Annotated in this window: 16 protein-coding genes, 2 pseudogenes and 1 riboswitch; of the genes and pseudogenes, 7 read left to right on the forward strand and 11 right to left on the reverse strand. The window is 35.9% G+C overall.

The annotated features are described in order from the left end of the window. Positions 1-27: 27 nt before the first annotated feature. The gene (locus BAU23_RS24850) at positions 28-1,233 is read right to left on the reverse strand and encodes a M20 family metallopeptidase (protein WP_000501384.1); all 1,206 of its coding nucleotides are present in this window, start codon (positions 1,231-1,233) and stop codon (positions 28-30) included. A gap of 88 nt (positions 1,234-1,321) precedes the next feature. After that, positions 1,322-1,423, reverse strand: a riboswitch (SAM riboswitch). Positions 1,424-1,498: 75 nt separating this feature from the next. Next, entirely contained in the window at positions 1,499-3,808 is a 2,310-nt protein-coding gene (locus BAU23_RS24855; protein WP_002076530.1) for an AAA domain-containing protein, read from the reverse strand. 111 nt (positions 3,809-3,919) lie between these two features. Here BAU23_RS24855 and BAU23_RS24860 point away from each other — a divergent pair, with 111 nt between their 5' ends. Both BAU23_RS24860 and BAU23_RS24870 read left to right on the forward strand, forming a co-directional pair. Beyond that, positions 3,920-4,312: a VOC family protein gene (locus BAU23_RS24860; RefSeq protein WP_001145281.1), complete on the forward strand. Its 393-nt coding sequence runs from the start codon at positions 3,920-3,922 to the stop codon at positions 4,310-4,312. A 276-nt stretch (positions 4,313-4,588) separates the two neighbouring features. Then, positions 4,589-4,912 (forward strand): hypothetical protein, encoded by a 324-nt coding sequence (locus BAU23_RS24870; protein ID WP_071735332.1) that lies wholly within the window; start codon positions 4,589-4,591, stop codon positions 4,910-4,912. A 214-nt stretch (positions 4,913-5,126) separates the two neighbouring features. On the opposite strand, the gene BAU23_RS24875 is transcribed toward BAU23_RS24870, so the two are convergent. Continuing rightward, positions 5,127-5,459 carry a DUF1904 family protein gene (locus BAU23_RS24875; protein WP_001120970.1) on the reverse strand — a complete coding sequence of 111 codons (333 nt, stop codon included), beginning with the start codon at positions 5,457-5,459 and terminating at the stop codon, positions 5,127-5,129. An 83-nt stretch (positions 5,460-5,542) separates the two neighbouring features. Between BAU23_RS24875 and BAU23_RS24880 the strand changes: the two are divergent. Beyond that, a pseudogene (locus BAU23_RS24880) lies at positions 5,543-5,919 on the forward strand (transposase); the annotation flags it as partial. Here BAU23_RS24880 and BAU23_RS24885 read toward each other — a convergent pair. The 4 genes and pseudogenes from BAU23_RS24885 to BAU23_RS24900 all read right to left on the reverse strand — a co-directional run. Further along, a pseudogene (locus BAU23_RS24885) lies at positions 5,918-6,160 on the reverse strand (IS4 family transposase); the annotation flags it as partial. The pseudogenes BAU23_RS24880 and BAU23_RS24885 sit on opposite strands and share 2 nt — an antisense overlap. 211 nt (positions 6,161-6,371) lie before the next feature. After that, positions 6,372-6,884 (reverse strand): HEAT repeat domain-containing protein, encoded by a 513-nt coding sequence (locus BAU23_RS24890; protein WP_244159732.1) that lies wholly within the window; start codon positions 6,882-6,884, stop codon positions 6,372-6,374. 272 nt (positions 6,885-7,156) lie between these two features. Then, the gene (locus BAU23_RS24895) at positions 7,157-7,480 is read right to left on the reverse strand and encodes a PepSY domain-containing protein (RefSeq protein ID WP_000912130.1); all 324 of its coding nucleotides are present in this window, start codon (positions 7,478-7,480) and stop codon (positions 7,157-7,159) included. A 20-nt stretch (positions 7,481-7,500) separates the two neighbouring features. Beyond that, a complete protein-coding gene (locus BAU23_RS24900; RefSeq protein ID WP_071735336.1) occupies positions 7,501-7,971 on the reverse strand; it encodes a hypothetical protein in 471 nt (156 codons plus the stop codon). A 176-nt stretch (positions 7,972-8,147) separates the two neighbouring features. Here BAU23_RS24900 and BAU23_RS24905 point away from each other — a divergent pair, with 176 nt between their 5' ends. Together BAU23_RS24905 and BAU23_RS24910 are read left to right on the forward strand one after the other, a co-directional pair. Beyond that, positions 8,148-8,822: a response regulator transcription factor gene (locus BAU23_RS24905; RefSeq protein WP_071735337.1), complete on the forward strand. Its 675-nt coding sequence runs from the start codon at positions 8,148-8,150 to the stop codon at positions 8,820-8,822. Then, positions 8,819-10,192, forward strand: a complete 1,374-nt coding sequence (locus tag BAU23_RS24910; protein ID WP_016129878.1) for a sensor histidine kinase — start codon at positions 8,819-8,821, stop codon at positions 10,190-10,192. Before BAU23_RS24905 ends, BAU23_RS24910 begins: the two co-directional genes overlap by 4 nt. Before the next feature lie 860 nt (positions 10,193-11,052). Here the strand turns inward: BAU23_RS24910 and cypD are convergent. Next, complete coding sequence (cypD, locus tag BAU23_RS24920; RefSeq protein WP_071735341.1) at positions 11,053-14,250, reverse strand: bifunctional P-450/NADPH--P450 reductase; 3,198 nt, start codon at positions 14,248-14,250, stop codon at positions 11,053-11,055. Between the two features lie 740 nt (positions 14,251-14,990). Here cypD and BAU23_RS24925 point away from each other — a divergent pair. Beyond that, positions 14,991-15,848, forward strand: coding sequence for a PhzF family phenazine biosynthesis protein (locus tag BAU23_RS24925; RefSeq protein WP_071735343.1), 858 nt, complete (start codon positions 14,991-14,993; stop codon positions 15,846-15,848). Positions 15,849-16,112: 264 nt separating this feature from the next. On the opposite strand, the gene BAU23_RS24930 is transcribed toward BAU23_RS24925, so the two are convergent. Next, on the reverse strand, positions 16,113-17,591 hold the full coding sequence (locus BAU23_RS24930; RefSeq protein ID WP_071735345.1) for a DHA2 family efflux MFS transporter permease subunit: 1,479 nt from the start codon (positions 17,589-17,591) through the stop codon (positions 16,113-16,115). 529 nt (positions 17,592-18,120) lie between these two features. Here BAU23_RS24930 and BAU23_RS24935 point away from each other — a divergent pair. After that, the gene (locus tag BAU23_RS24935) at positions 18,121-18,726 is read left to right on the forward strand and encodes a hypothetical protein (RefSeq protein ID WP_000554422.1); all 606 of its coding nucleotides are present in this window, start codon (positions 18,121-18,123) and stop codon (positions 18,724-18,726) included. A gap of 544 nt (positions 18,727-19,270) precedes the next feature. On the opposite strand, the gene BAU23_RS24945 is transcribed toward BAU23_RS24935, so the two are convergent. Together BAU23_RS24945 and BAU23_RS30335 are read right to left on the reverse strand one after the other, a co-directional pair. Next, on the reverse strand, positions 19,271-19,669 hold the full coding sequence (locus BAU23_RS24945; RefSeq protein WP_000614146.1) for a DUF1259 domain-containing protein: 399 nt from the start codon (positions 19,667-19,669) through the stop codon (positions 19,271-19,273). A 316-nt stretch (positions 19,670-19,985) separates the two neighbouring features. Next, positions 19,986-20,147 (reverse strand): hypothetical protein, encoded by a 162-nt coding sequence (locus BAU23_RS30335; protein WP_000441003.1) that lies wholly within the window; start codon positions 20,145-20,147, stop codon positions 19,986-19,988. Between the last annotated feature and the right edge of the window lie 319 nt (positions 20,148-20,466).

A 20,466-nucleotide genomic window follows, 5' to 3' on the forward strand; every position in this document is an offset into this window, starting at 1 on the left:
AATGAAAAACCCACTCCCTTTAACCACCTATCCCTGATTCCGCTGTTCCTCTCTAAACTCCTCCTTCACCTTCTCTAACAACCCTTCTTCCGTAATTAATCGATACGCTGTATTTGCTAGTGCTTTTGCCGATGTAATTAACGCTTTATCTCCAAGTTCTGAACGTGCTGCTTCTCTAAATTCATTCGTATGTGCAATTAAGTTATCTGGTCCGATTTTAATGTACGGATGAATTGTCGGTACGACTTGACTTACGTTTCCTGCATCCGTTGAGCCGATTCCTACTCTTTCTTTACGGTTTACATCTTCACCTAATAGTTCTAGTTCTTCGGCTACGACGTCATTAAATGTTTTTGTCACGAGCAATTCATCAATTTCATTTTGGAATTGATGAATTTTTACTTTTGTGCCTGTTGCTAACGCTGCTCCCTCTGCGATGTTTCTTACTTTTTCTGTTACTTCCGCACATCTTTTTCGCGTTGCTGCGCGGATGAAGAACCTTGCTGATGCGTAGTCTGGAATAATATTAGGTGCTTTGCCGCCTTCTGTAATGATTCCGTGAATTTTCACATCTGACGGAAGTTGTTGGCGAAGTGCATTAATACTGTTATACAGCTGGATAATCGCATCTAATGCGTTAATTCCTTCTTCTGGTGAAGCTGCTGCATGAGCTGTTTTTCCGTAAAAATGAAAATCAAGTGGATCGACCGCTAGTGATGGGCTCGTTGGAGCTGTTTTTCCGCTCGGATGAATCATAAGCGCCGCATCAATATTTTTAAATAAACCAGCCTTTACATAACTTGCTTTGGCGCTACCATTTGGCCCACCCTCTTCTGCCGGTGTTCCGAACACGACAACTTCTCCGCCGATTTCCTCAAGCGTTTCTGATAACGCGATTGCTGCTGCAACGCTAATTGTTCCAATTAAATTGTGACCACATGCATGACCAAGTCCTGGTAAAGCATCATACTCCGCTAAAAATGCGATGACCGGCCCTTGTTTTCCTGAACTTTTTCGCGCGATAAAACCTGTTTCATGTCCAGCTATATTGTGCTGTAATTGGAATCCTGCACTTCCTAGCAGCAAACTTAACGTTCTTGATGCGTAAAATTCTTGGTTACCAATCTCCGGATTCGCATGAATATTATGACTTGTTTCTATGTACTTTTCCTTACTTCTTTCTATACTCTCTTCAATTGTTTTTCTTTGTGACGTTACTCCAGTCGCTCCCATTTTTCTTCCTCCTTTTATTTTCACGTAAAAAAGCCTCTTTCTAAAAGATAGAAAGAGGCTTCTGTATATACAGTCAAAATGAGCTTCTTTCTTATCTTTCAAGTTACCTTGCTGGAATTGGCACAGTATTCATAAAGAATCCGCTGCCGAGGTGTCATAGGGCCAGTCCCTCAACCTCTCGTGATAAGAATTTTCATAAAATTATATTAAATTATTTTCATTCTAAATTCATTCCGAATAAAAGTCAAGGAATTCCTATCCGAATTTACCGAATATCTAAAAATCCTTTTAATACACCAATTGTTTCCGGTGCTTGCAGTCTTGCACATATGTACGGAAATTCCGTACTACCTTCAAACATCATTTGAGATGTGAGAGGTGCCCCTGCCCAAAAGATTTCATCATCGATTACTATAAATGGGAACGCTTTGTTTTGCCTTTGTAACTTTACATTCTTTAATGGAACTGGTCCGTCACTATATACCGTTACTTGTGCATTTGTACGCATTAACGCTTGCCATACTCGTTTATCAACTTGCCTTGTACTTGGAAGGGAAATGATAATTTTTCGTTTTGCCGCTAATATATCTTTTAATAGCCCTTTCGGCTCTTCAAGATTCATTTCCATAAACCAGCGTAAACGTTTCGAGATTTTTCGCTCCCACAATTGTCTTGATGTCGTGCGATCATACACATCTCCGTGACGTTCTATATGAGCTGTTAATTGTGATAACGCTTGTTTCCTCGAAAGATTCTTACGCATGTAGTGGCAATCTGATAATTGAATGAACTTCCCTCTCGCTCTCGTAACCGCTACATTGACGAGACGATGGTTTTTATGATCAAAGAATAACACACCAGGACGTTCTTGCGGATAACTATCAACCGTATCAAAGATCATCATATCTCTTTCAGACCCTTGAAACTTATGAACTGTTGCTGCTAAAACTGGTATGTGTTGATATTTCGTTTTCTGCAGCATTTCTCTAATACACGTTGATAAAAAGCGAGACTGTGCTCTGTAAGGTGTAACAACACCAATCGATTGAACACCATCTAACAGTCCGATTAACATCATTTGCATCGCTACTAAACCAGACATAATATTAAAACGAGAACCGGAAGCCGCGTCTTTTAACGAAAATGCTCCCATTAAGCTCGTATCAAATAAAACACTCGCCTCATTTGCGAACGGCTGCAATTGCGCAAGTTCTTTACGCTCTGAAACAGATGGATGATCGTATACTCTGTTTTTATAAATAAATGAATTCGTAAACTTCGATATATCCGCATGCATACGTCTTTGTTCCTGCAGCATAAAAAGGTTGGGATGTGCTTCTGATTTATTTACAGACTCAACAATCCCTGCGTGATAAAACATATCTTCGCCGAGCCATTTTCGAACGAGTTCATGGTTTGCCATCGCAATTGGAGGTAACTGTAAAAAATCACCACAAACGACAATACGTTTCCCAAGCGAAGCAGCTAATGCGATTTGCGGAACATAAGCCATACTTACTTCATCTACTACAACTAAATCAAATGTACGCTCATAAATAAGTGAATCAATGGCACATTTCGATAAAGTTGCGCCGATTACTTTCGCATTTTCAATGTATTCTTTTTCTACTTCTTTAATTTTCGCTTTTTGCTTTCGAAGATCACTTTCAATCTCTTGTATACGCTTCTTATCAGCAGAAGTCGCTTTATATGATAAAATCTTTTCACGAAGATCTTGGCGTGTTTCCTCTAAATAGAGTCTTTCCTCACCCCATGATCCATTCGTCGTTTCAACTAACTTCGACGTAAGTAACGTTTCATGATTTCGTATATGCTCATGTTGACTATAACCGTAACGAACGATTTCACCAGGTGTCCATTTCTTTTTCTTTTCAATTTGCTTCGTTACTTCGCTCATTAATACATCTACTGCTGCATTACTATGAGCTAACACAAGTACCGATTTTCCTTTTTGATAATGCGCCGAAATAATACGTGATAAATTGTAAGACTTCCCTGTTCCTGGTGGTCCCCACACGTACGTTGTCGGATTGTAAAATGAACGATACGCCAATTCATTTTTCGGATTTTTCATCTTCTCAATATGCTTTGGACTACTCGTCCCATCAACAAGACGCTTTATACGATTACGTTTCAGCTTATCTTTATGTGCCTCTTTCAATCGCTCTTGCAGTTGCTCTAACAATTGCCACGGTTCACTGTATAAAACGGCTTCTCGTATTTCGCCTTGTATATAATCATTTAACTTCAATTCGATTTCTAATCCATGTACGGATAATACTTCTCCCGTCGCTTCCTCACCATCGAACTCAATTCGAATTGGTGAACCTTCAGGTAAACTTACTTCCGATATAAGCTGAAATACGTATACTGTACTTTCATAATCTGTATATAAAAAACGACCGTTCATGATAGAGATTTTACTACCACCTATCGTTTTCCAATGTTTAATTTCATACGCTAATGCATAATGCCACTCTTTCATCGTTGCCGATAATGAAGGAGTTTGAGTAGGTGTATTCATCGTATAATCTCCTTCCTTCTCCCCAAACATACTTTCTCACTATACCATATAACACGCTAAAATTTGTAAGGTTTTTATCTTGCTTATTTTCTTAATTTTCAATAACATATTGTATATAATTTTCAGAAAGAAGGAATCTACATGCCAGTTAGAAGAATAGAACACGTTGGACTTATGGTTGCAAACTTAGAAACATCTATTTCATTTTATGAAGAAGTAGTTGGCTTACAGCTCATTAAACGTATGGGGCACCCGAATCCAGACTTAAAACTCGCTTTTTTAGGTGTAGAAGAATCGAAGGAAACGATACTCGAACTCATTGAAGGTTATAACTCTTCTCTTCCGGCAGAAGGAAAAGTACATCACATTTGCTTTAAAGTGGATTCATTAGAGGATGAAATCGAAAGACTAAAGAAACAAAAAGTAACCTTTCTACTAGGAGAAGAAATTGAAACATTACCAGATGGAACACGTTACATATTCTTCGCTGGCCCTGACGGAGAGTGGATTGAGTTTTTTGAAACGGAGAGATAAAGTGAAACTTTAATCAGTGGGGTTTTGTTCATCCCCCACTGATTATTAGTTGAACCAATCGGGCTTTTACGGGCAGTTGATCCCCACCTAACTTCTGTGCTTCCTCTGGATTTTGAGGTGGGGTCTTACTGCCCGTTAATGCGGGATAAAGTAAGACCTTAGGATAGAAAAGGAGCCGGAATTCCGGCCCTTGTTTTTAACTAGTAACAATGAAACATATCTTCAACCCGAAGAATCACCCAGATTAAAAAACAATCATTTTATTAGGAGTAAAGAATGATAAATACAATCTATATTATTGTTTTTTGGATACTTATTCTATTTCCAATCCTGTATGTAATTAAGATAAAGCGCTGGAATATAAAAGTGGCTGCCGTGTTTGTTGGAAGAATCCTATTAAGTATTATCTTTTTCATAAATGGAATAGTTTTAGGAATGCAACGAAATTGGGCAGAGCCTCCCTATGAAACAGAATGGGATTTCTTTATACAGTCTTTACAACATGGAAAAACTGATGCGCTTATAGAAGTATTACTTCTAATTATTATCATTACTTTGGATTTAGTAGTTATATTTTATTATAGAAATAAAAAGAAATAGGATATTCTCTCCTATTTCTTTTCTTAATGGGGTAGCGCCACATATCCATTAAGCTAATATTTTGATGTCCCCAAAAACAAAAATTTTATCTCTTCAAAGTTAGTTGTCTATGAGAATTGAGTTCATTTTTTTGTTTTTGGATATTTGCTTTACTTAGCTTGATAGCAATGTAGTTCTACCCCTTATAAATGTTATAAAAATCTTTCAAATAGCTCTAACTTGCACAATGCTTCCCGTTAATATAATACGCTGATTCTGTGAAAACCGTAAATACAACCTCTACTTCTGGAAGTCCAAAATCCATTACATATGTAGTAATGGCCTTGGCAAATCGATCACGAATTTCCTGTCCACGCTCGAACCATTTCACTTCAATAAGAGGAAACGCTTCTATTTCTTCTCCATTGAATACAAACGTAGAACTTGGTAGTTCCAAGGTGAAATTATCCGTACCACACTCACAGATATCTGCGAGCTCTTCTACTAATGGCTTGCTTATGCTTTTTAATTGTTCAGTAGTAATTCCACGAAACACAACATGCGGCATGTGAATCCCTCCGTTAGATAGCTTTATATTTGCTCATATCATAACACAATTTATTTTGCTGCACTAACATCTATTGGTACATTCATAAGGCTGGCGTGAAAATCCAACTTGAATATGACCTTTTAAGTGGACAGTTCCTTCTCATACAGGACCAGGTAAACAACATGATCGAACCTACGGTTCTTCGTGCGTTCCGACAGTGAAAGCAAATAACCTGTGTATCCGAGATTTAGGTTATTTTCATCTCAAAAATCTTCAACATATACATGATAAGAAAGCCTATTATATCTCTCGTATTAAATCCAATACACATATTTATCAGAAAAATCTCAATCCAGGCTACTTTCAAGATGGAAGAATAAAGAAAGGTACACAATACATTCAGTTAGATATGGAGAAGTTGATGAATTCCATGCAGCCAGGACAAACTTATGAAATAACAGATGCTTATGTAGGGATGATTTTCTCCCGTTTTTTTCTAAAAGATAAAACAAACACAGTAAAACTTTTGATAATTCATGGATGTCTTTTTGTAACCCTTCATAAAACAATAGATAATAATTCTTTATCATATAGATGGATTTGCATTCACTTGGCTCTTTCTTTTTCTTATCCAAGAGTAACTGACGCATTTTGAACATCGTCGATGAACAGAGTAAAATACTTATGAGTTGCCCATATAAATGACACTCTAGGTGTTCTATAACGTGAGGAGACATATGTCGTTGTAATTCTTCAGCAATCAGTTGAAGTTCACTTTGAATCGAAATATTCATAAAGAAACGCCATCCTTTCCTATGATTTTACAGAAAGGATAGCGTCTTTTTTACTTTGTGAATAGTGCAAAACCTTAGCTTTATAGCGATGTAATGGCCTCTCCATATAGCCGTTTAATATTTATTTCTATTACCTTTATTTAAACCTTTCTAGTTTTGAGATGGCTTGTTTTAATTCTTCACAGACATCTTCATTGTGTTCCTTTAGTAATCTATTATGTAATACAGGCAAAACTGACTTATCACCAATCTTACTTAATGCGTAAGCTACATATTCTCGAATTTCATCGTTTGGATCTTCAATACAAGTCAATAAAGAGCTAACTAATCTTACATCCGGAAAGAATTTAGCTAATTCTGTTCCCCAGTACCTTCTACCTTCATGTTTATCTTGTATAGTTCTAATTAGGTGTGGAACTATCTCATCATTATTAAACTCACATAATACACCTGTTGCATGGTCATATACACCATAACAACCATCTAAACTAAAGGTCATCATAATAGGCTCTATACAACTTGGATGTGGATTCTCTTCAAAATATGTAATTGCACTTGCGTATTCATCTATCATTTCTTCAGTTAAATCCTCGTCATCAGGCATAGGAGAGTATTTTTTAAGTATTTGAATGGCTTGTTCTCGATTCATAATTTTCATCTCTAATTTATTGTATACCATATTCATGTGAAGTTAACATATCATTATCAATAGTCAATAGAATTTTAGTTATGGGGAGATTATGATTCTTTAGGTTGATGGCCATGGGGTAGCGCCATCAACCTAAGATTTTTAATTACTCCCAGAACGAAAACTTTATGCATCATTGACTACTGATAATGAGAATTATGTAAATAAGCTGTCCATATGGACAGCTTATTCGATTTTTTCAAATACGTAATATTTTATTTGTCGATAATTTTTTAATCTTCTTTATTGATTTCTATTGTACCTGTTCTAGCACTAACCTTTAAAATATTTAACAGATTATCAGGTGTCTTGATTTCCACTTCATATTCAAATTTTGATTGTGCTAAGTTGTCATCTTCTAATTCGAATTCTTTTTTCACATTAATAATTTCTCCATTTGTATGAGCTAAAGAAATTTCACGAACTTGTTTCTCTGTGTAGTTTTCATTCTTTTTGGCATAATTGTAACCCATACCATAATATCCACCAACAATAGCAATACCACTTACTAAAATAGCAATTACACTTATAATTATTTTCTTTTTATGTTTTAACATTTTTATCCACTCCTTAATGATTAATCATCTATTCCAAATCTTGCTTCAAGTGCATTTTCTGCTTGCTCTAATTGATCTTCAAGTATATCTTGTTCTCTTTCTTGTATTTGATATTGTTCAACAGTTATCGTTCCAGCGTGAAAATCTGCTTCTAGCTGATCATCAGATAGATCTATCTTGTCATCTAATTGGTCAATTTCTTTTTTTGTTGCTAAGTACGTATTTAAGTTATCTTCTTTTGTTCCAACTGGTTTCGTATTATTTGCCTTTTCTACAATAGATGTGACTTCGTTTTTGAAATCTTGTGTTTGCTTAGTATCATTCATAGCAGGCCCTGTTTTGTCTGGTTCTTGTTGTAGTTGAGCACCTTCTTTTTGTGATTTATCGTTTTCTACTTTCAGTTGTTGTACTTCTGTATCGTTATCAGCTTGAGTCGAACAAGCTGTTAAGAATAAACAAGACATTGCTCCAATCATCATCCATTTCCCCATTATGTTCTCCTCCCTTTACATGTGCACCTTATCCATGTCTTTATATTACTGAACAAACATTAAAGGAAGATTAATGTGCAAAAAAATAAAATGATATAATTAAATAGTTTCTAATCTTTCTTTAATGTTCTGGAATTATAGTGATACATATAAATAAGAAGAAAAGGAGAATGTTAATGCGAGTTCTTATTGTCGAAGATGAAGAAGACTTACAAAATATATTAGTAAAAAGATTAAATGCAGAATATTATAGTGTCGATGGATGTGGGAATGGCGAAGATGCCTTAGATTATATAAGCATGGCTACCTATGATTTGATTGTGCTTGACATTATGATTCCCGGAATAGATGGTTTACAAGTATTACAAAGATTACGCGCGGACAATAATACAACTCCTGTCTTGCTTCTTACAGCTAAAGATACAATTGATGATCGCGTAAAAGGACTCGACTTAGGCGCGGACGATTATTTAGTAAAGCCGTTTGCTTTTGACGAACTGTTAGCAAGAATTCGAGTGTTGATGCGAAGAAAAACAGGAAATACATCTAATGTGTTTGAAATCGCTGACCTAGTGGTAGATTGTAATATGCATAAAGTAACAAGAGGAAACCGAGTTATCACTCTTTCCAGTAAAGAATTTGCTATTTTAGAATATATGATTCGTAATAAAGAAGTTGTGTTGACACGAGATAAAATTGAGCAACATGTTTGGAATTACGACTATGAAGGTGGCTCGAATATTATTGATGTTTACGTCCGATACCTTCGTAAAAAAATTGATAGCCAGTTTGAAACGAAGTTAATTCATACAGTACGAGGAACTGGTTACGTATTGCGAGTAGAATCATGAAAAGACTATCAATAAAAATGAGAGTGACCCTATGGTATACGGGGCTAGTTGTAATTATTATGGCACTCGTGTTAGCTTTTATTTTAACTTCTTCAGATAAAGTTTTGCTTTTTAATATGAAAAATCAATTGAAGAGCACAGTAAAAGAAAGCATTGAAGATATCGAATATAAGCATGGACAGTTAAAGATTGACGATGAATTTGAAGCCTTAGAAGATGGAGTAAATATCATCATTTATAGTAAACAAGGTGAGCTGCTGGCAGGACATAATCCAACAACCTTTAATAAAAAGGTATCGCTTAAATCCGATGAAATACAAACCATTAAAGACGGTAATAAGGAATGGATAGTATATGATTTTCTCCATAATGTAGGCGGCGATGAGCAAGTCTGGGTTCGTGGCATAATGACCATGAATCAATTATCATCGACCATGAATACGCTTATTGTGGTAACACTCATCTCATTTCCATTGCTTATTCTCATTGCAGCAGCGGGAGGATATTTTATTACGCAAAGAGCGTTTCGACCTGTGCAACAAATGAGTGATTCAGCCAGTGAAATTGGTGATGGTAAAGATCTGTCGAAGAGAATTAATTTACAAGGTTCACCAAAAGACGAAATGTATCATTTAGCACAAACCTTTGACAAAATGTTTGAACGATTGGAGACATCATTCGAAAGTGAAAAACAATTTACATCTGACGCATCTCATGAATTAAGAACACCAACATCTGTTATTATTTCGCAATGCGAATACGCTTTATCGCAGAGGAATACTCCGAAAGAAATGGAAGAATCGTTAGAAGTAATTTTAAAGCAATCACGTAAAATGTCCGCGTTAATCTCACAACTCTTATTATTAGCAAGAGTTGACCAAGGAGAGCATAGTACTTTTCAATTTGAATGTATCAATATGAGTGAATTAACGGAAATCGTTGTAGAAGAGCTTTCATTAATGGTTCAGGAAGCTTCGATTGATATAACAACTAATATAGAGGAAGACCTGTTCATTAAAGCAGATCAAACATTGATGATGCGTTTATTAATGAATTTACTAACGAATGCAATTGCTTATAGCAAAGCGAACGGCATTGTGAATATGCAACTGTTCCGTGATGAAACCAACATAATAGGTAAAGTCTCCGATAATGGCATAGGCATCAGCGAGCAACATATTGCGAAAATATGGGACCGCTTCTATCGAGTTGACGCAGCACGAACATCTTCAAACATTGGAAACACAGGTTTAGGATTGTCGATGGTAAAATGGATTGTCGAACTACACGGAGGAGAAATTACCGTTGAAAGTGAATTAGGAGAAGGCAGTACTTTTACATTTAAACTACCAATTGAAAACCGAGCATAATGTATGCTCGGTTTTCGATTTAGAATAAAGATTGATTAAAAAGCTCTCTTCAGTCCTTATTTAAAAGTAAATACAAAACTCCATTTTGAAAAAAAGCGATCAAAATGGAGTTACTCTTTTTAGCTATATATGAGATTTTACAAAACCATCTACTTAAATCCATTTTCCAAGTATACCATTCAACAATCTGAAATATTCTAATCAATACAATCACTCATTTAACTAAAAAAATTGGTTAATTGCATAACGTTCTTCTGACTTCTTTTTGTAAGAGCGCTACCCATCCTAGACATAAAATGAGCTTTTTTGTTACAAGTAAACACAAAATCTCGTTCTGGAGGTACTTTAAAATCTTAGCTTGATGGGTATGTGGCGATACCCCTACACACTAAAAGAGGCAGTAGAATCAAAACATATAATGAATGTGCAACGCTACTAATAGTGCCGACACACTCAAAATACACGTTAAGGTACGCGAGTAATTTAGTAACGTCCACCGTGATTCAAATCTGACTCTGAGTTCATCCCATACGTTATAGAAGGTATACTTAATTTGATAAATTCCCCCAGCGATTTGACACTGTCCTAAAAACTGTTCAGCCAGTGTGCAAAGGTTTATTTTAAATTTCAAATTGCGTCAAGAAATTGGTTAACACCTTGCCCATTAAGCTAAGATTATATAGCTTTGATTTCATATGATATTTTTTCTTTTTCTACAGTATCAGTCCAGCTTATTAAAAATAAGAAAATCCCGTATTCAATAAAAATACGGGATTTTTATAAATAAGTTTATTTTTAAAATTAACACTGATTCGAAAGAAGTTCATTAGTTACATATTACTTATCTAATTAAGAAAAATTCATATACCAGCCCAAACATCTTTTCCATATCGCCCTTCATCTTGCACACGATCCAACCAATTCCTTGCTTCTTGTTCACTGACTTCATGAATTTCTTGATATGCTTGACAAAGGGTGTCTTCTACATCAGGAGCCATTTTACTTCCATCACCACATATATAAAGATGAGCTCCATTATCTAATAACGAAATTAAATTGATTCTATCTTGTTTTATTAAATGCTGTACATATGTTTTAGGATTTCCTTCTAGGCGAGAAAAAGCTGCGTGTAAAGAGATTAATCCATCTCTTTCATCATTTTCTAGTTCTGTACGATAGAGATAATCCTGTTCAGGATGACGACAACCAAAATATAGATGTGCTTCTCCTAAGTTAATACCTTTTTGCTTTTGAACACGACGTGCTTGTATGAATCCACGGAATGGTGCAATTCCAGTACCTGGTCCAACCATGATAATTGGTGTTTCTGGATTTTCAGGTAATTGAAAGTTTGATTGTGGCGTTCGAATGAAACAAATAATCTCATCTTTATTATGACGCTGAGCTAAATAATTAGAAGCGACTCCTTCATATGTCCCTACCCCACTCCATGCAGGTGCATTAACAACACCAACCGTAATGCTCAGACGATTCTGTGCAACGAGTGGAGAGCTTGAAATAGAATAGTAACGCGGTTTGAGCGCAGGAAGAAGTTCTAAAAAGCGTTCAAATCGGATTTCACAAGCCTCATACTTTTCAAGAAGATTCAACATTGACATACGTTTCTTTAATATTTGTTCATGATAAACTCCCTCTTCCAATAATGATTCTAATTCCTTTTTATGAGGAGGGCATGCTGTAAATGTCACCATTTCTCGTATTTGTGCTCGGGTGGCTGCTTCTTGAACTTCTACACTATAACTAAGAAGGTCAAATAAACTAACAGGACTGTCTAAAGGTATGTGATTTACACTGCGTCCACTTGCGCTCAGTATGACTTGATCTTTCCCGTTTAATCCGAAGCGTTTTAAAATTCGGTTGACATTTTTCTCACTATTAATTGGCAGCACCCCAAGGTGGTCACCTTCTTGATACGTAGCGCCTTCTGGCAAGGATATCTCAATATGTCGCGTGCTTCTTTCACTGCTAGATGATTGAAGTTCACGATTTTCTAGTATAGATGCATAAACTGCTTCATATGTTCGCGCAAGAGGAGATCCTCCAAGACGACTAACAAATTGTAAACTTAATGTACTACGTTCTTTCTCAATGTTTTTGTTAAGTTCCAATCCAAATGCCTTCATCGCATCAGACCACATGCTTTGTTTCCATTGCTCGAGTTGTTCCTCGAAATCACCACTTGCATCCGCTTCTCCACGTGTAGAAAATCTTGTTGCTCCTTTTTGAGCCATTTGCTCATCAATGTATCTTGGAATTCGCTGATAAGTACTAGCCCAATTATGATCTCCGCAACCAAACACTGCATATTGAACACCTTTTAGCTCATCCGCTTTTAATTCCTCCAACCATTGCACAAACTGCCCTGCATTACTTGGTGGTTTTCCATTATAAGAAGAAGTTACAATAAGAACCCCTCCTTCTTTTGGCAGACTTCCAATTCGATCGTTAAGAGCTACCACTTCCGTTTGAACACCTTCTAAACTAGCCGTATCTGCTAATTCTCTTGCAATACCTTCTGCTACCCCTGTATCCGAGCCATACAAAACAAGAAGCGAAAGATTGTCGGCTCCAATAATAGAAGGAGTCTTCTGAACTTGCTGTTCGATTTCATCGTTTTTCAGTTTCTCCTCTATAGGCGCAAGAACAGTAGTATGGCTAATAGTTTGATTTCGGGGTAGAATCCTAATTTTAAAATCACCAGGCTTTAGCGTTAATGTTTGTTTTACGTCCAGCTGATAGTCTTGATAATCAATTAATTCAAAATGTTGAAGAAGCATTCCCATTACGAGTGTGGCTTCATGAAGTGCAAACTGCATACCGATACATGCTCGTTGACCATTTCCAAATGGCTTATAAGCATGATGAGGAACCTTATCCAGCTCTTCAAATCGTTCAGGTTGGAATTCTTCCACATTGTCTCCCCACGCGTCTTTATCCCTATGTAGCTGTGGAATAAGAACAGAAATACGATCTTCTCCTTTCTTAATTGGATATTTCCCACCAATCACTGTATCCTCTTTTGCATAGAGACTGAATGCTGGAGCAGTAGGCCATAGACGTAGCGATTCATTTAAAATCATCCGGATATACTTTAGTTTCATAACTTGTTGGTATGTTGGAGTGGGATCTGTTAAAACCCGATCTACTTCTTCATAGGCTTTTTTCAATTTATCTGGATTCTTTAATAAAAAATAGATTGCAAAAGATAATAATCCACTTGTTGTTTCATGCCCAGCTATTAAAAAAGTGATAATTTGGAAACGAATATTTTCATCATCTAATTTTTCACCAGTTTCCGGATCCTGCACATTTAACATACGGGAAAGTAAATCATTTTCTTCCTGATTTCCACTACTTTTACGTTCAGCAATAATATTATCTACTAAAGAAAACATAGATTGAATATCATGCTGAAATTGACGTTTCGTTCTCCACATGAGTTTGTCTTCTATATCCAGTCTCTGTAATTGGTGCATCGCCTCATCTAAAGCACGACTCATGCTAGTAATAAAAGGATGAGAGGTCTCACGATAAAAGCTATTAAATCGGTAATTAAAACCACATAGACCAATTGTATCCAATGTAAGGCGGGTCATATCCTCCGGAACATCCACATTTTCATTTGGATTAAGTCGTGCCCATTTTTGAACGAGTTGTACGGCAATATCAACCATCATGCCATGGTAATCTTTCATTGCCCGTTGACTGAATGTAGGCATCAAAATATTATGAGCTTTTTTCCAGTTAGGCTCGTCAGTCTCACTTGTAAATAATCCGTCCCCAGCAAAGGCACGAACTTTTGCTAAAGCACCATCTATACTTTTATCGAACCGTGTTTCGTCACAGACTTCTGCTACCAGTTCATGTCCAGAAACGACAATGATGGCATCACTTAAAGTTTGAATTCGAAAAATGGGACCATACTCTTCCGCTATCTTGATAAAGGATAGGGTCGGTTTATCTTTATCGATTAATGGGAGATTCCCCAGCAATCCATATGTTTTCGGTTGAGGAATAGCAGATACTTTTTTATCCATTAAAAACACCCTTTCAAAAAAGCATGAAATAAAATATCCCATTCAATAAAAAGAAGATAGCAATGAATCGCCTGGGATAAAGATATGTAATTGATTACCTTACTTTATCTTTTCCCTAACTATTCACGATTATGATTTTGCTTATAAGGTTGGTAATCTAAGTTGTTTGTTGATATTAGATTTATAACTTGCAGAGAAAATACTAAATTAAAATGAAGCGAATTATTATAATTGGAGCATTATAATGTTAGTGTTAAAAGATAATCTAAAATTATTAATGTTTATGAGAAATTGCAAAACGGATGTCATCTCTTGTATTTGTTTATAAAACGCTCATTTTGATTCATCTTTTTTATAAATCAAATTCAACCTAAAAACTCCCCACATATTTTGATCAAACTTTATTTTACAGCTACAGTTGCACTACATATCCGTCAAGCTAAGAAAAGCGAATACCCAAAACAAAGAAGTTGACGAGCTTAAGATTGTAGTATTTGGAAAGCCCATAGTTTCTAATGTCCATTCAAACAAATACGATAAGCAAGTAATTGTTTGACTAGTAAAAAGGATCTGATATGAATATCAGATCCTTTTAGACTATAGACAAACTATTTTTGGAGAGTTCAGATGCTAAAAAATAGTTTGTCTCTTGCTTTATAGCAAATTTATCCAACAACATTTATACGTAGTGCTTTCTATGCTACAATTTACTATAAGTGAGTGAGGAAGGCAGGTGTCTTATGAAAATATCCGTTTATGTTGCAAGTGCATTTAGCAAGGATCATAAAGGCGGAAATAAAGCAGGAGTGGTATTTATTGAGAATACATTGACCACTACTCAAAAAATGGCAATAGCCAAACAACTGGGCTATGCGGAAACCGCATTTATATCAGAATCTGAAATTGCTGATTATAAATTTGAGTATTTTACACCAAAAGAAGAAGTTGATTTATGTGGTCATGCCACAATTGGTTCTTTCGCTATACTGATGCATTTAAATAAACTTTTCAGGAATCGCTATACGATTGAAACGAACAGCGGTGTTCTTACTATTACCATAAAAGATGACATGATATTCATGGAACAAAACAAACCGATATTCTATGATGTTGTATCTCCAAACGAGTTCATCGACTGTTTTGACATTAAAGCTATAGACAATACATATCCAATTCAGATTGTCTCCACGGGCTTAAAAGATATTTTAATTCCTATAAAAAGCGAAACACAATTACATGCACTGCAACTTAATTTTGAAAAAATTAAAGAAATCAGCAAGTATTATAATGTTGTCGGGATGCATCTATATACTTTTAATGACAATCGAATTATATGCAGAAATTTCGCTCCACTATACGACATCAATGAAGAAGCAGCGACTGGAACTTCAAACGGTGCATTAGCTTGCTACCTTTATGAACAGCACTACTTGCAAAAAGAAGTCTATGTATTTGAACAAGGTTATTCTTTACACTCGCCTTCCGAAATATTAGTTAAATTAGCAACCAATAGCAAGAATGCAATAGAAAAAGTTTATGTTGGCGGCAAAGGCTATTACTGTGAAACTAAGTGTTTAAATGTAGAAAATATTGAGTGAAAATAAAAAAAACGAATAACAAGGTTGAGAAGGATAGAGAAATAGATAAAAAAACAAACACATTATTTAATTGAACAATGTGTTTGTCTTCAATTTGAAAGGGTCTGATATGAATATCAGATCCTTTTTACTATATATAATTATTTCACTGGTTCTTTTCCAAATTTAAATACCAGCGCCTTAGCAGCAGAAATTTGCATTTCTTCATAGTCTAACTAAACAGTAAAAACTTATAGGAATCATGATCTAAAGTTTTATTTTACTCTACCGATTTAACCTCTCGACAGCTTCCGCGCTTGTATCTACACGTTTAACGAAAAAAACTAATAGTAGGGCAACAATATTCATGCCAAGCGCTACATAGAACGAATATTGAATTCCGGATAATAAAGCCTTCTGAGTTAATATTGCCTTCGTAGTTTCTGTGAAGGTTGTTGGATCTACATCAGCCATTAGACTTTCAGCTTTTGTTTTTGTTACAGAATTCATAATCGTAACAAGGATAGCAGTACCAATCGAACCGGACACTTGTTGGGCTGTATTATTAACAGCTGTACCGTGCGGATTTAAGCGAGTTGGCAATTGATTAAGGCCGTTTGTCATAAGTGGCATCATCACCATCGCCATCCCAAACATCCGCAGTGTGTAAATAAGAATAATATGTGTGTGACTAGAGTCGATTTGCAGATTTGCCAGCATATAAGTTGAAACAGCTGTAATGGAAAGTCCTACTATACCAAGAATCCGAGGGCCATATTTATCAAATAGTTTACCTGTAATTGGTGACATAACCCCCATTATTACCGCACCTGGCAGCATCATCAGCCCAGAGCTCAGCGGCGAAATACCGCGGACGTTTTGTACATAAGCTGGTGTTAAAATCATACCCGAAAACATGGCCACTGCGTTGACAATTGCAATTACAGATGCAAGTGCAAACATTGGGTACTTGTAAACACGTAAATCCAATAACGGTTCATTCATTTTTAATTGGCGGATAATGAAAGTAATTAGGGAAATAGCGCCTATGATTAAGGTCGTTAAGACAACTTTATTCGTCCAACCGTCGGAGCTTGCAGAACTGAATCCATATAACAAACCGCCAAAACCGACAGAAGATAATAATAATGAAAGATAATCTAGTTTTGCATTTTTGTTTTGTCTCATGACATTCTCCGATTTCCAAATCCCTAACAGTAAGCTAATGATTGCTAACGGTAAAATCATTTCAAAAAGCAAACGCCAGTCATAATACTCTACAATATAACCTGATAGTGTCGGTCCAATTGCTGGAGCTGTAATCATAACTAATCCAAAAATCCCCATTGCTGTTCCCCTTTTTTCTCTTGGAAAGCTTACTAGCATAATATTCATTAACAAAGGCCCCATGACTGAAGAGCCTGCTGCTTGAACCATCCGGCCAGTAAGTAATAAACTAAAGTTCGGTGCTAAAGCCGCTAAGGCCGTACCAAGAATAAAAATCACCATAGATGTAATAAATAAGCTCCTATTGGAGAAGCGGGTTATTAAAAATGCTGATGCCGGAATTAATATACCACTTACAAGCATATACCCTGTAGAAAGCCACTGGATCGTTGAATAATCTTTAATGTCTAAATCCTTCATTATTGATGGCAAGGCTACATTTAAAAGCGAGTTGTTGAGAAATGAAACAAATGCCCCAATAAAAAGGATTACAAGCATTAAATATGGTGGTTTTCTTTTATGTAATGTTTCACTCATATATTTATTTGCCCCTTCATTATAAATTCCATTAATTCGTTTAAGTCGTTTGCATATCTGCACAAGAATACATTGTCCTTGCAGTATTTTGCCAAACTCTTCGAAGGGATATTCTCTTTTTAGCAATTCTAATTACTCAACATAACATTTTTAAATCTTTTTTATTGATTAAACCTTTATAAACATTTAAATAAGATTTTGAATGAATATTTAAATACATTTGTTAACCGAAATTACATTAGGCTAAAATAAACAAAAGGAGCAACTGAAAATACCCTTCTAAAATAAAGTGAAACTTTAATTAGTGGGACTATTACAGGCAGCCCAACCCCCATCAAACTTCTTTGCTTTCGCTGAATTTTGAGTTGGCGGCGTCTTACTGCCCACAAATAGCGGAATAAATCAACAAGACCACACACCCATTCTTTTAAATACGGGCTTGTAAATCTAGTTATGTAACCATCCATAAAAAGGAATATTACATAGGCTAAGTCTAACATTACATTTTTAAAGTGAGGGGAATAAGCTTATGCACCAATATTGGTATTTGAATGCAGAGGGAAACGGTGAGCAATATAATAACCAAATTTCAATGTCATCATTATATTCACAGCCCCAAATAACTAAAGCTGAGGAAATGAATGGTCTGAAGATTCCTGAGAATTGGAGTTGTCGAGTCTATCCATTTGGTTGGGATTCATCAGCCAATTATACGGGTTTCAATCACGAGCCCCCTCCCTTCTCTTGGGGTCAGCCAATCCATTATGCAGGGATGATGCCCCAAGGACATCCTGCTAATTGGACTCCATTACCAGGCCATGCAGGTTTTAATTTTCAAAAACCTCCCTTCCCTTGGGCCCAACCATTCAATCATACAGGGATGTTCGCACAAGGTCATATTGCCGCTTTACTATCACCGCCAGCCAAGCCTTTTCATTTTAATACCAATAATAACTGGGGTATTTTGGGGAATTCTCCAGGATGGGGAGGACAGATAAGTCCCATGGGATGGGGAAATAACGGAGGTAACGGTCAACCAGGAATGCTTGGAAACTTATTGACGGTAGGAAAAGGCACCATGAATGGAATCGGAATGCTTAGTAGTCTAATCGGTATGGGAAAATTCTTCTTTTAGTTAATTAGAACGGGAGGATAGGTCCATAGCTCAAACATGTCCCCTCAATGTATTTATTGTATGGTTCTAGTACTCCCTCCAAGTTCGTTTCCTCTCCTTTCAAATTATAAAAACATCTATTACCTTGTATGTGATAACTTGATAGAGGTGTGGTTGCATCAACAAAACGCAAATTTCGTACGCTAAGCAAAACGCTACAAAAAACCGGTTCCTTTACGAAAGAACTGGTTTTTTGTAGCGTTTATTTATTTGAAAAGTAGTCAAATCTTTTTTGAAATATTTAATGAATCTGGGCAAAACATAATAAAAAGTACAATACCAGCTAAAATAAATGAAGAAGGACACACCTCTAATACCTCATCCAGTTCTTGTTGTTGTAAAATAAGTAGCATATAATCAATTAAAATAATGTAACAACCCACATTAGAAAAAACAACAAGAAAAGACATTCCAAATATGGAACGTCTTCTTTCACTTTATAAAACCATTCAACAATCCGAAATATTCTAATTAACAAAATCACACATTTAACGAAAGAAACTTGTTAATTGCATAACGCTTTTCTAACTTTCCTTGCGAAAGTTAGTGGATCCTCAACGTCTTCAATATTAACGTAAATCAAATTCGGATCATCACATAACCACTCATTGTGTATAGATGAAACGATTATTCCTTGTTTAATAATTGTAGCAACAAATCCATTGACCTCTCTTTGCAATAGCGCTACCCGGCCTAGACATAATGCTCGTCCAGTTTTATTATCTCGTGATTCGAATGAGAAGGAAGTTGTTACTCTAAAATGTTTTCCTAAGATTGTTGCTTGTATTTCATCCCGATTTATTGTTGCCACGCATTTTCCACCGGCGAATCCTTCTTGGCCACCGATAATTCTTGCAAACTGTTGACAAATTAATTCATCATGAAACGCCATACCTTGAATCATCCCCCCTTTTACTGTTAGGTTATGAATGACTACATAGGTCTGAAACGGCAATAAATCTATTTTACAAAAAAGATTATCGCAATCTATTAACTCAATGATTCTTGATTATTTGAATTAACTCGGCTATTATATGGTAAAGCATTTTTAGAGAGCATAAAAAAAACACCCTAAGGTGCCATCCTCCGATTTGAGAATCATATCTATGTATGGAGAAATTTAGAAAAGAGAAGCTTCTAACTATAATTTATAGAGCTCTTATACCATGAATTACTTACATACATATTTCCTTATTTACCCGAAGAAGAATCCCGTTATATTACTTTCTGATCAGTCTCGTTAAAGCCATCCCAATAAATCCAGCACCCATCCCTATTAGCCATCCAGCATGAGTATCACCTAATATAGATCCCACTCCTCCGCCAAGAAACATGCAGCCAACGAATACTAATCCTCCAATTCCCCAATTCGGCCGTTCCATAATTCAATCACATCCCTTCAATAAAACATATGCGATTAACTAGCCTAACTTTCTTGCATGGGATAGTTAATTATTTTGCTTAAGTTTAGCACTTCAGGGAATTCAAAAGACGCGGAGATTGAGCCATTTGAATGGATTGCAGAAGGTGAATTTAATTTTTTTATATTATAATAACTTAACGAAATCTGTTAGCTCAATTATTCTTGATCATATGAATTGTTACCAGAGTTTAAATGGTGCAGAATTTTTTTGTTATAAGGTGTTTTTCCTTTTCAGCTTGATGGGTATGGGGTGCTACTCCATCGCTATTAAGTTAAGA

The sequence above is a fragment of the Bacillus nitratireducens genome, assembly GCF_001884135.1.
Classification (GTDB): Bacteria; Bacillota; Bacilli; order Bacillales; family Bacillaceae_G; genus Bacillus_A; species Bacillus_A nitratireducens.

Excerpts from the sequence above, each read along its gene's own strand:
- BAU23_RS24850 (WP_000501384.1), bottom strand. The coding sequence starts at position 1,233 with ATGGGAGCGACTGGAGTAACGTCACAAAGAAAAACAATTGAAGAGAGT.
- BAU23_RS24855 (WP_002076530.1), bottom strand. The coding sequence starts at position 3,808 with ATGTTTGGGGAGAAGGAAGGAGATTATACGATGAATACACCTACTCAA.
- BAU23_RS24860 (WP_001145281.1), top strand. The coding sequence starts at position 3,920 with ATGCCAGTTAGAAGAATAGAACACGTTGGACTTATGGTTGCAAACTTA.
- BAU23_RS24870 (WP_071735332.1), top strand. The coding sequence starts at position 4,589 with ATGATAAATACAATCTATATTATTGTTTTTTGGATACTTATTCTATTT.
- BAU23_RS24875 (WP_001120970.1), bottom strand. The coding sequence starts at position 5,459 with ATGCCGCATGTTGTGTTTCGTGGAATTACTACTGAACAATTAAAAAGC.
- BAU23_RS24890 (WP_244159732.1), bottom strand. The coding sequence starts at position 6,884 with ATGAATCGAGAACAAGCCATTCAAATACTTAAAAAATACTCTCCTATG.
- BAU23_RS24895 (WP_000912130.1), bottom strand. The coding sequence starts at position 7,480 with ATGTTAAAACATAAAAAGAAAATAATTATAAGTGTAATTGCTATTTTA.
- BAU23_RS24900 (WP_071735336.1), bottom strand. The coding sequence starts at position 7,971 with ATGGGGAAATGGATGATGATTGGAGCAATGTCTTGTTTATTCTTAACA.
- BAU23_RS24905 (WP_071735337.1), top strand. The coding sequence starts at position 8,148 with ATGCGAGTTCTTATTGTCGAAGATGAAGAAGACTTACAAAATATATTA.
- BAU23_RS24910 (WP_016129878.1), top strand. The coding sequence starts at position 8,819 with ATGAAAAGACTATCAATAAAAATGAGAGTGACCCTATGGTATACGGGG.
- cypD (WP_071735341.1), bottom strand. The coding sequence starts at position 14,250 with ATGGATAAAAAAGTATCTGCTATTCCTCAACCGAAAACATATGGATTG.
- BAU23_RS24925 (WP_071735343.1), top strand. The coding sequence starts at position 14,991 with ATGAAAATATCCGTTTATGTTGCAAGTGCATTTAGCAAGGATCATAAA.
- BAU23_RS24930 (WP_071735345.1), bottom strand. The coding sequence starts at position 17,591 with ATGAGTGAAACATTACATAAAAGAAAACCACCATATTTAATGCTTGTA.
- BAU23_RS24935 (WP_000554422.1), top strand. The coding sequence starts at position 18,121 with ATGCACCAATATTGGTATTTGAATGCAGAGGGAAACGGTGAGCAATAT.
- BAU23_RS24945 (WP_000614146.1), bottom strand. The coding sequence starts at position 19,669 with ATGATTCAAGGTATGGCGTTTCATGATGAATTAATTTGTCAACAGTTT.
- BAU23_RS30335 (WP_000441003.1), bottom strand. The coding sequence starts at position 20,147 with ATGGAACGGCCGAATTGGGGAATTGGAGGATTAGTATTCGTTGGCTGC.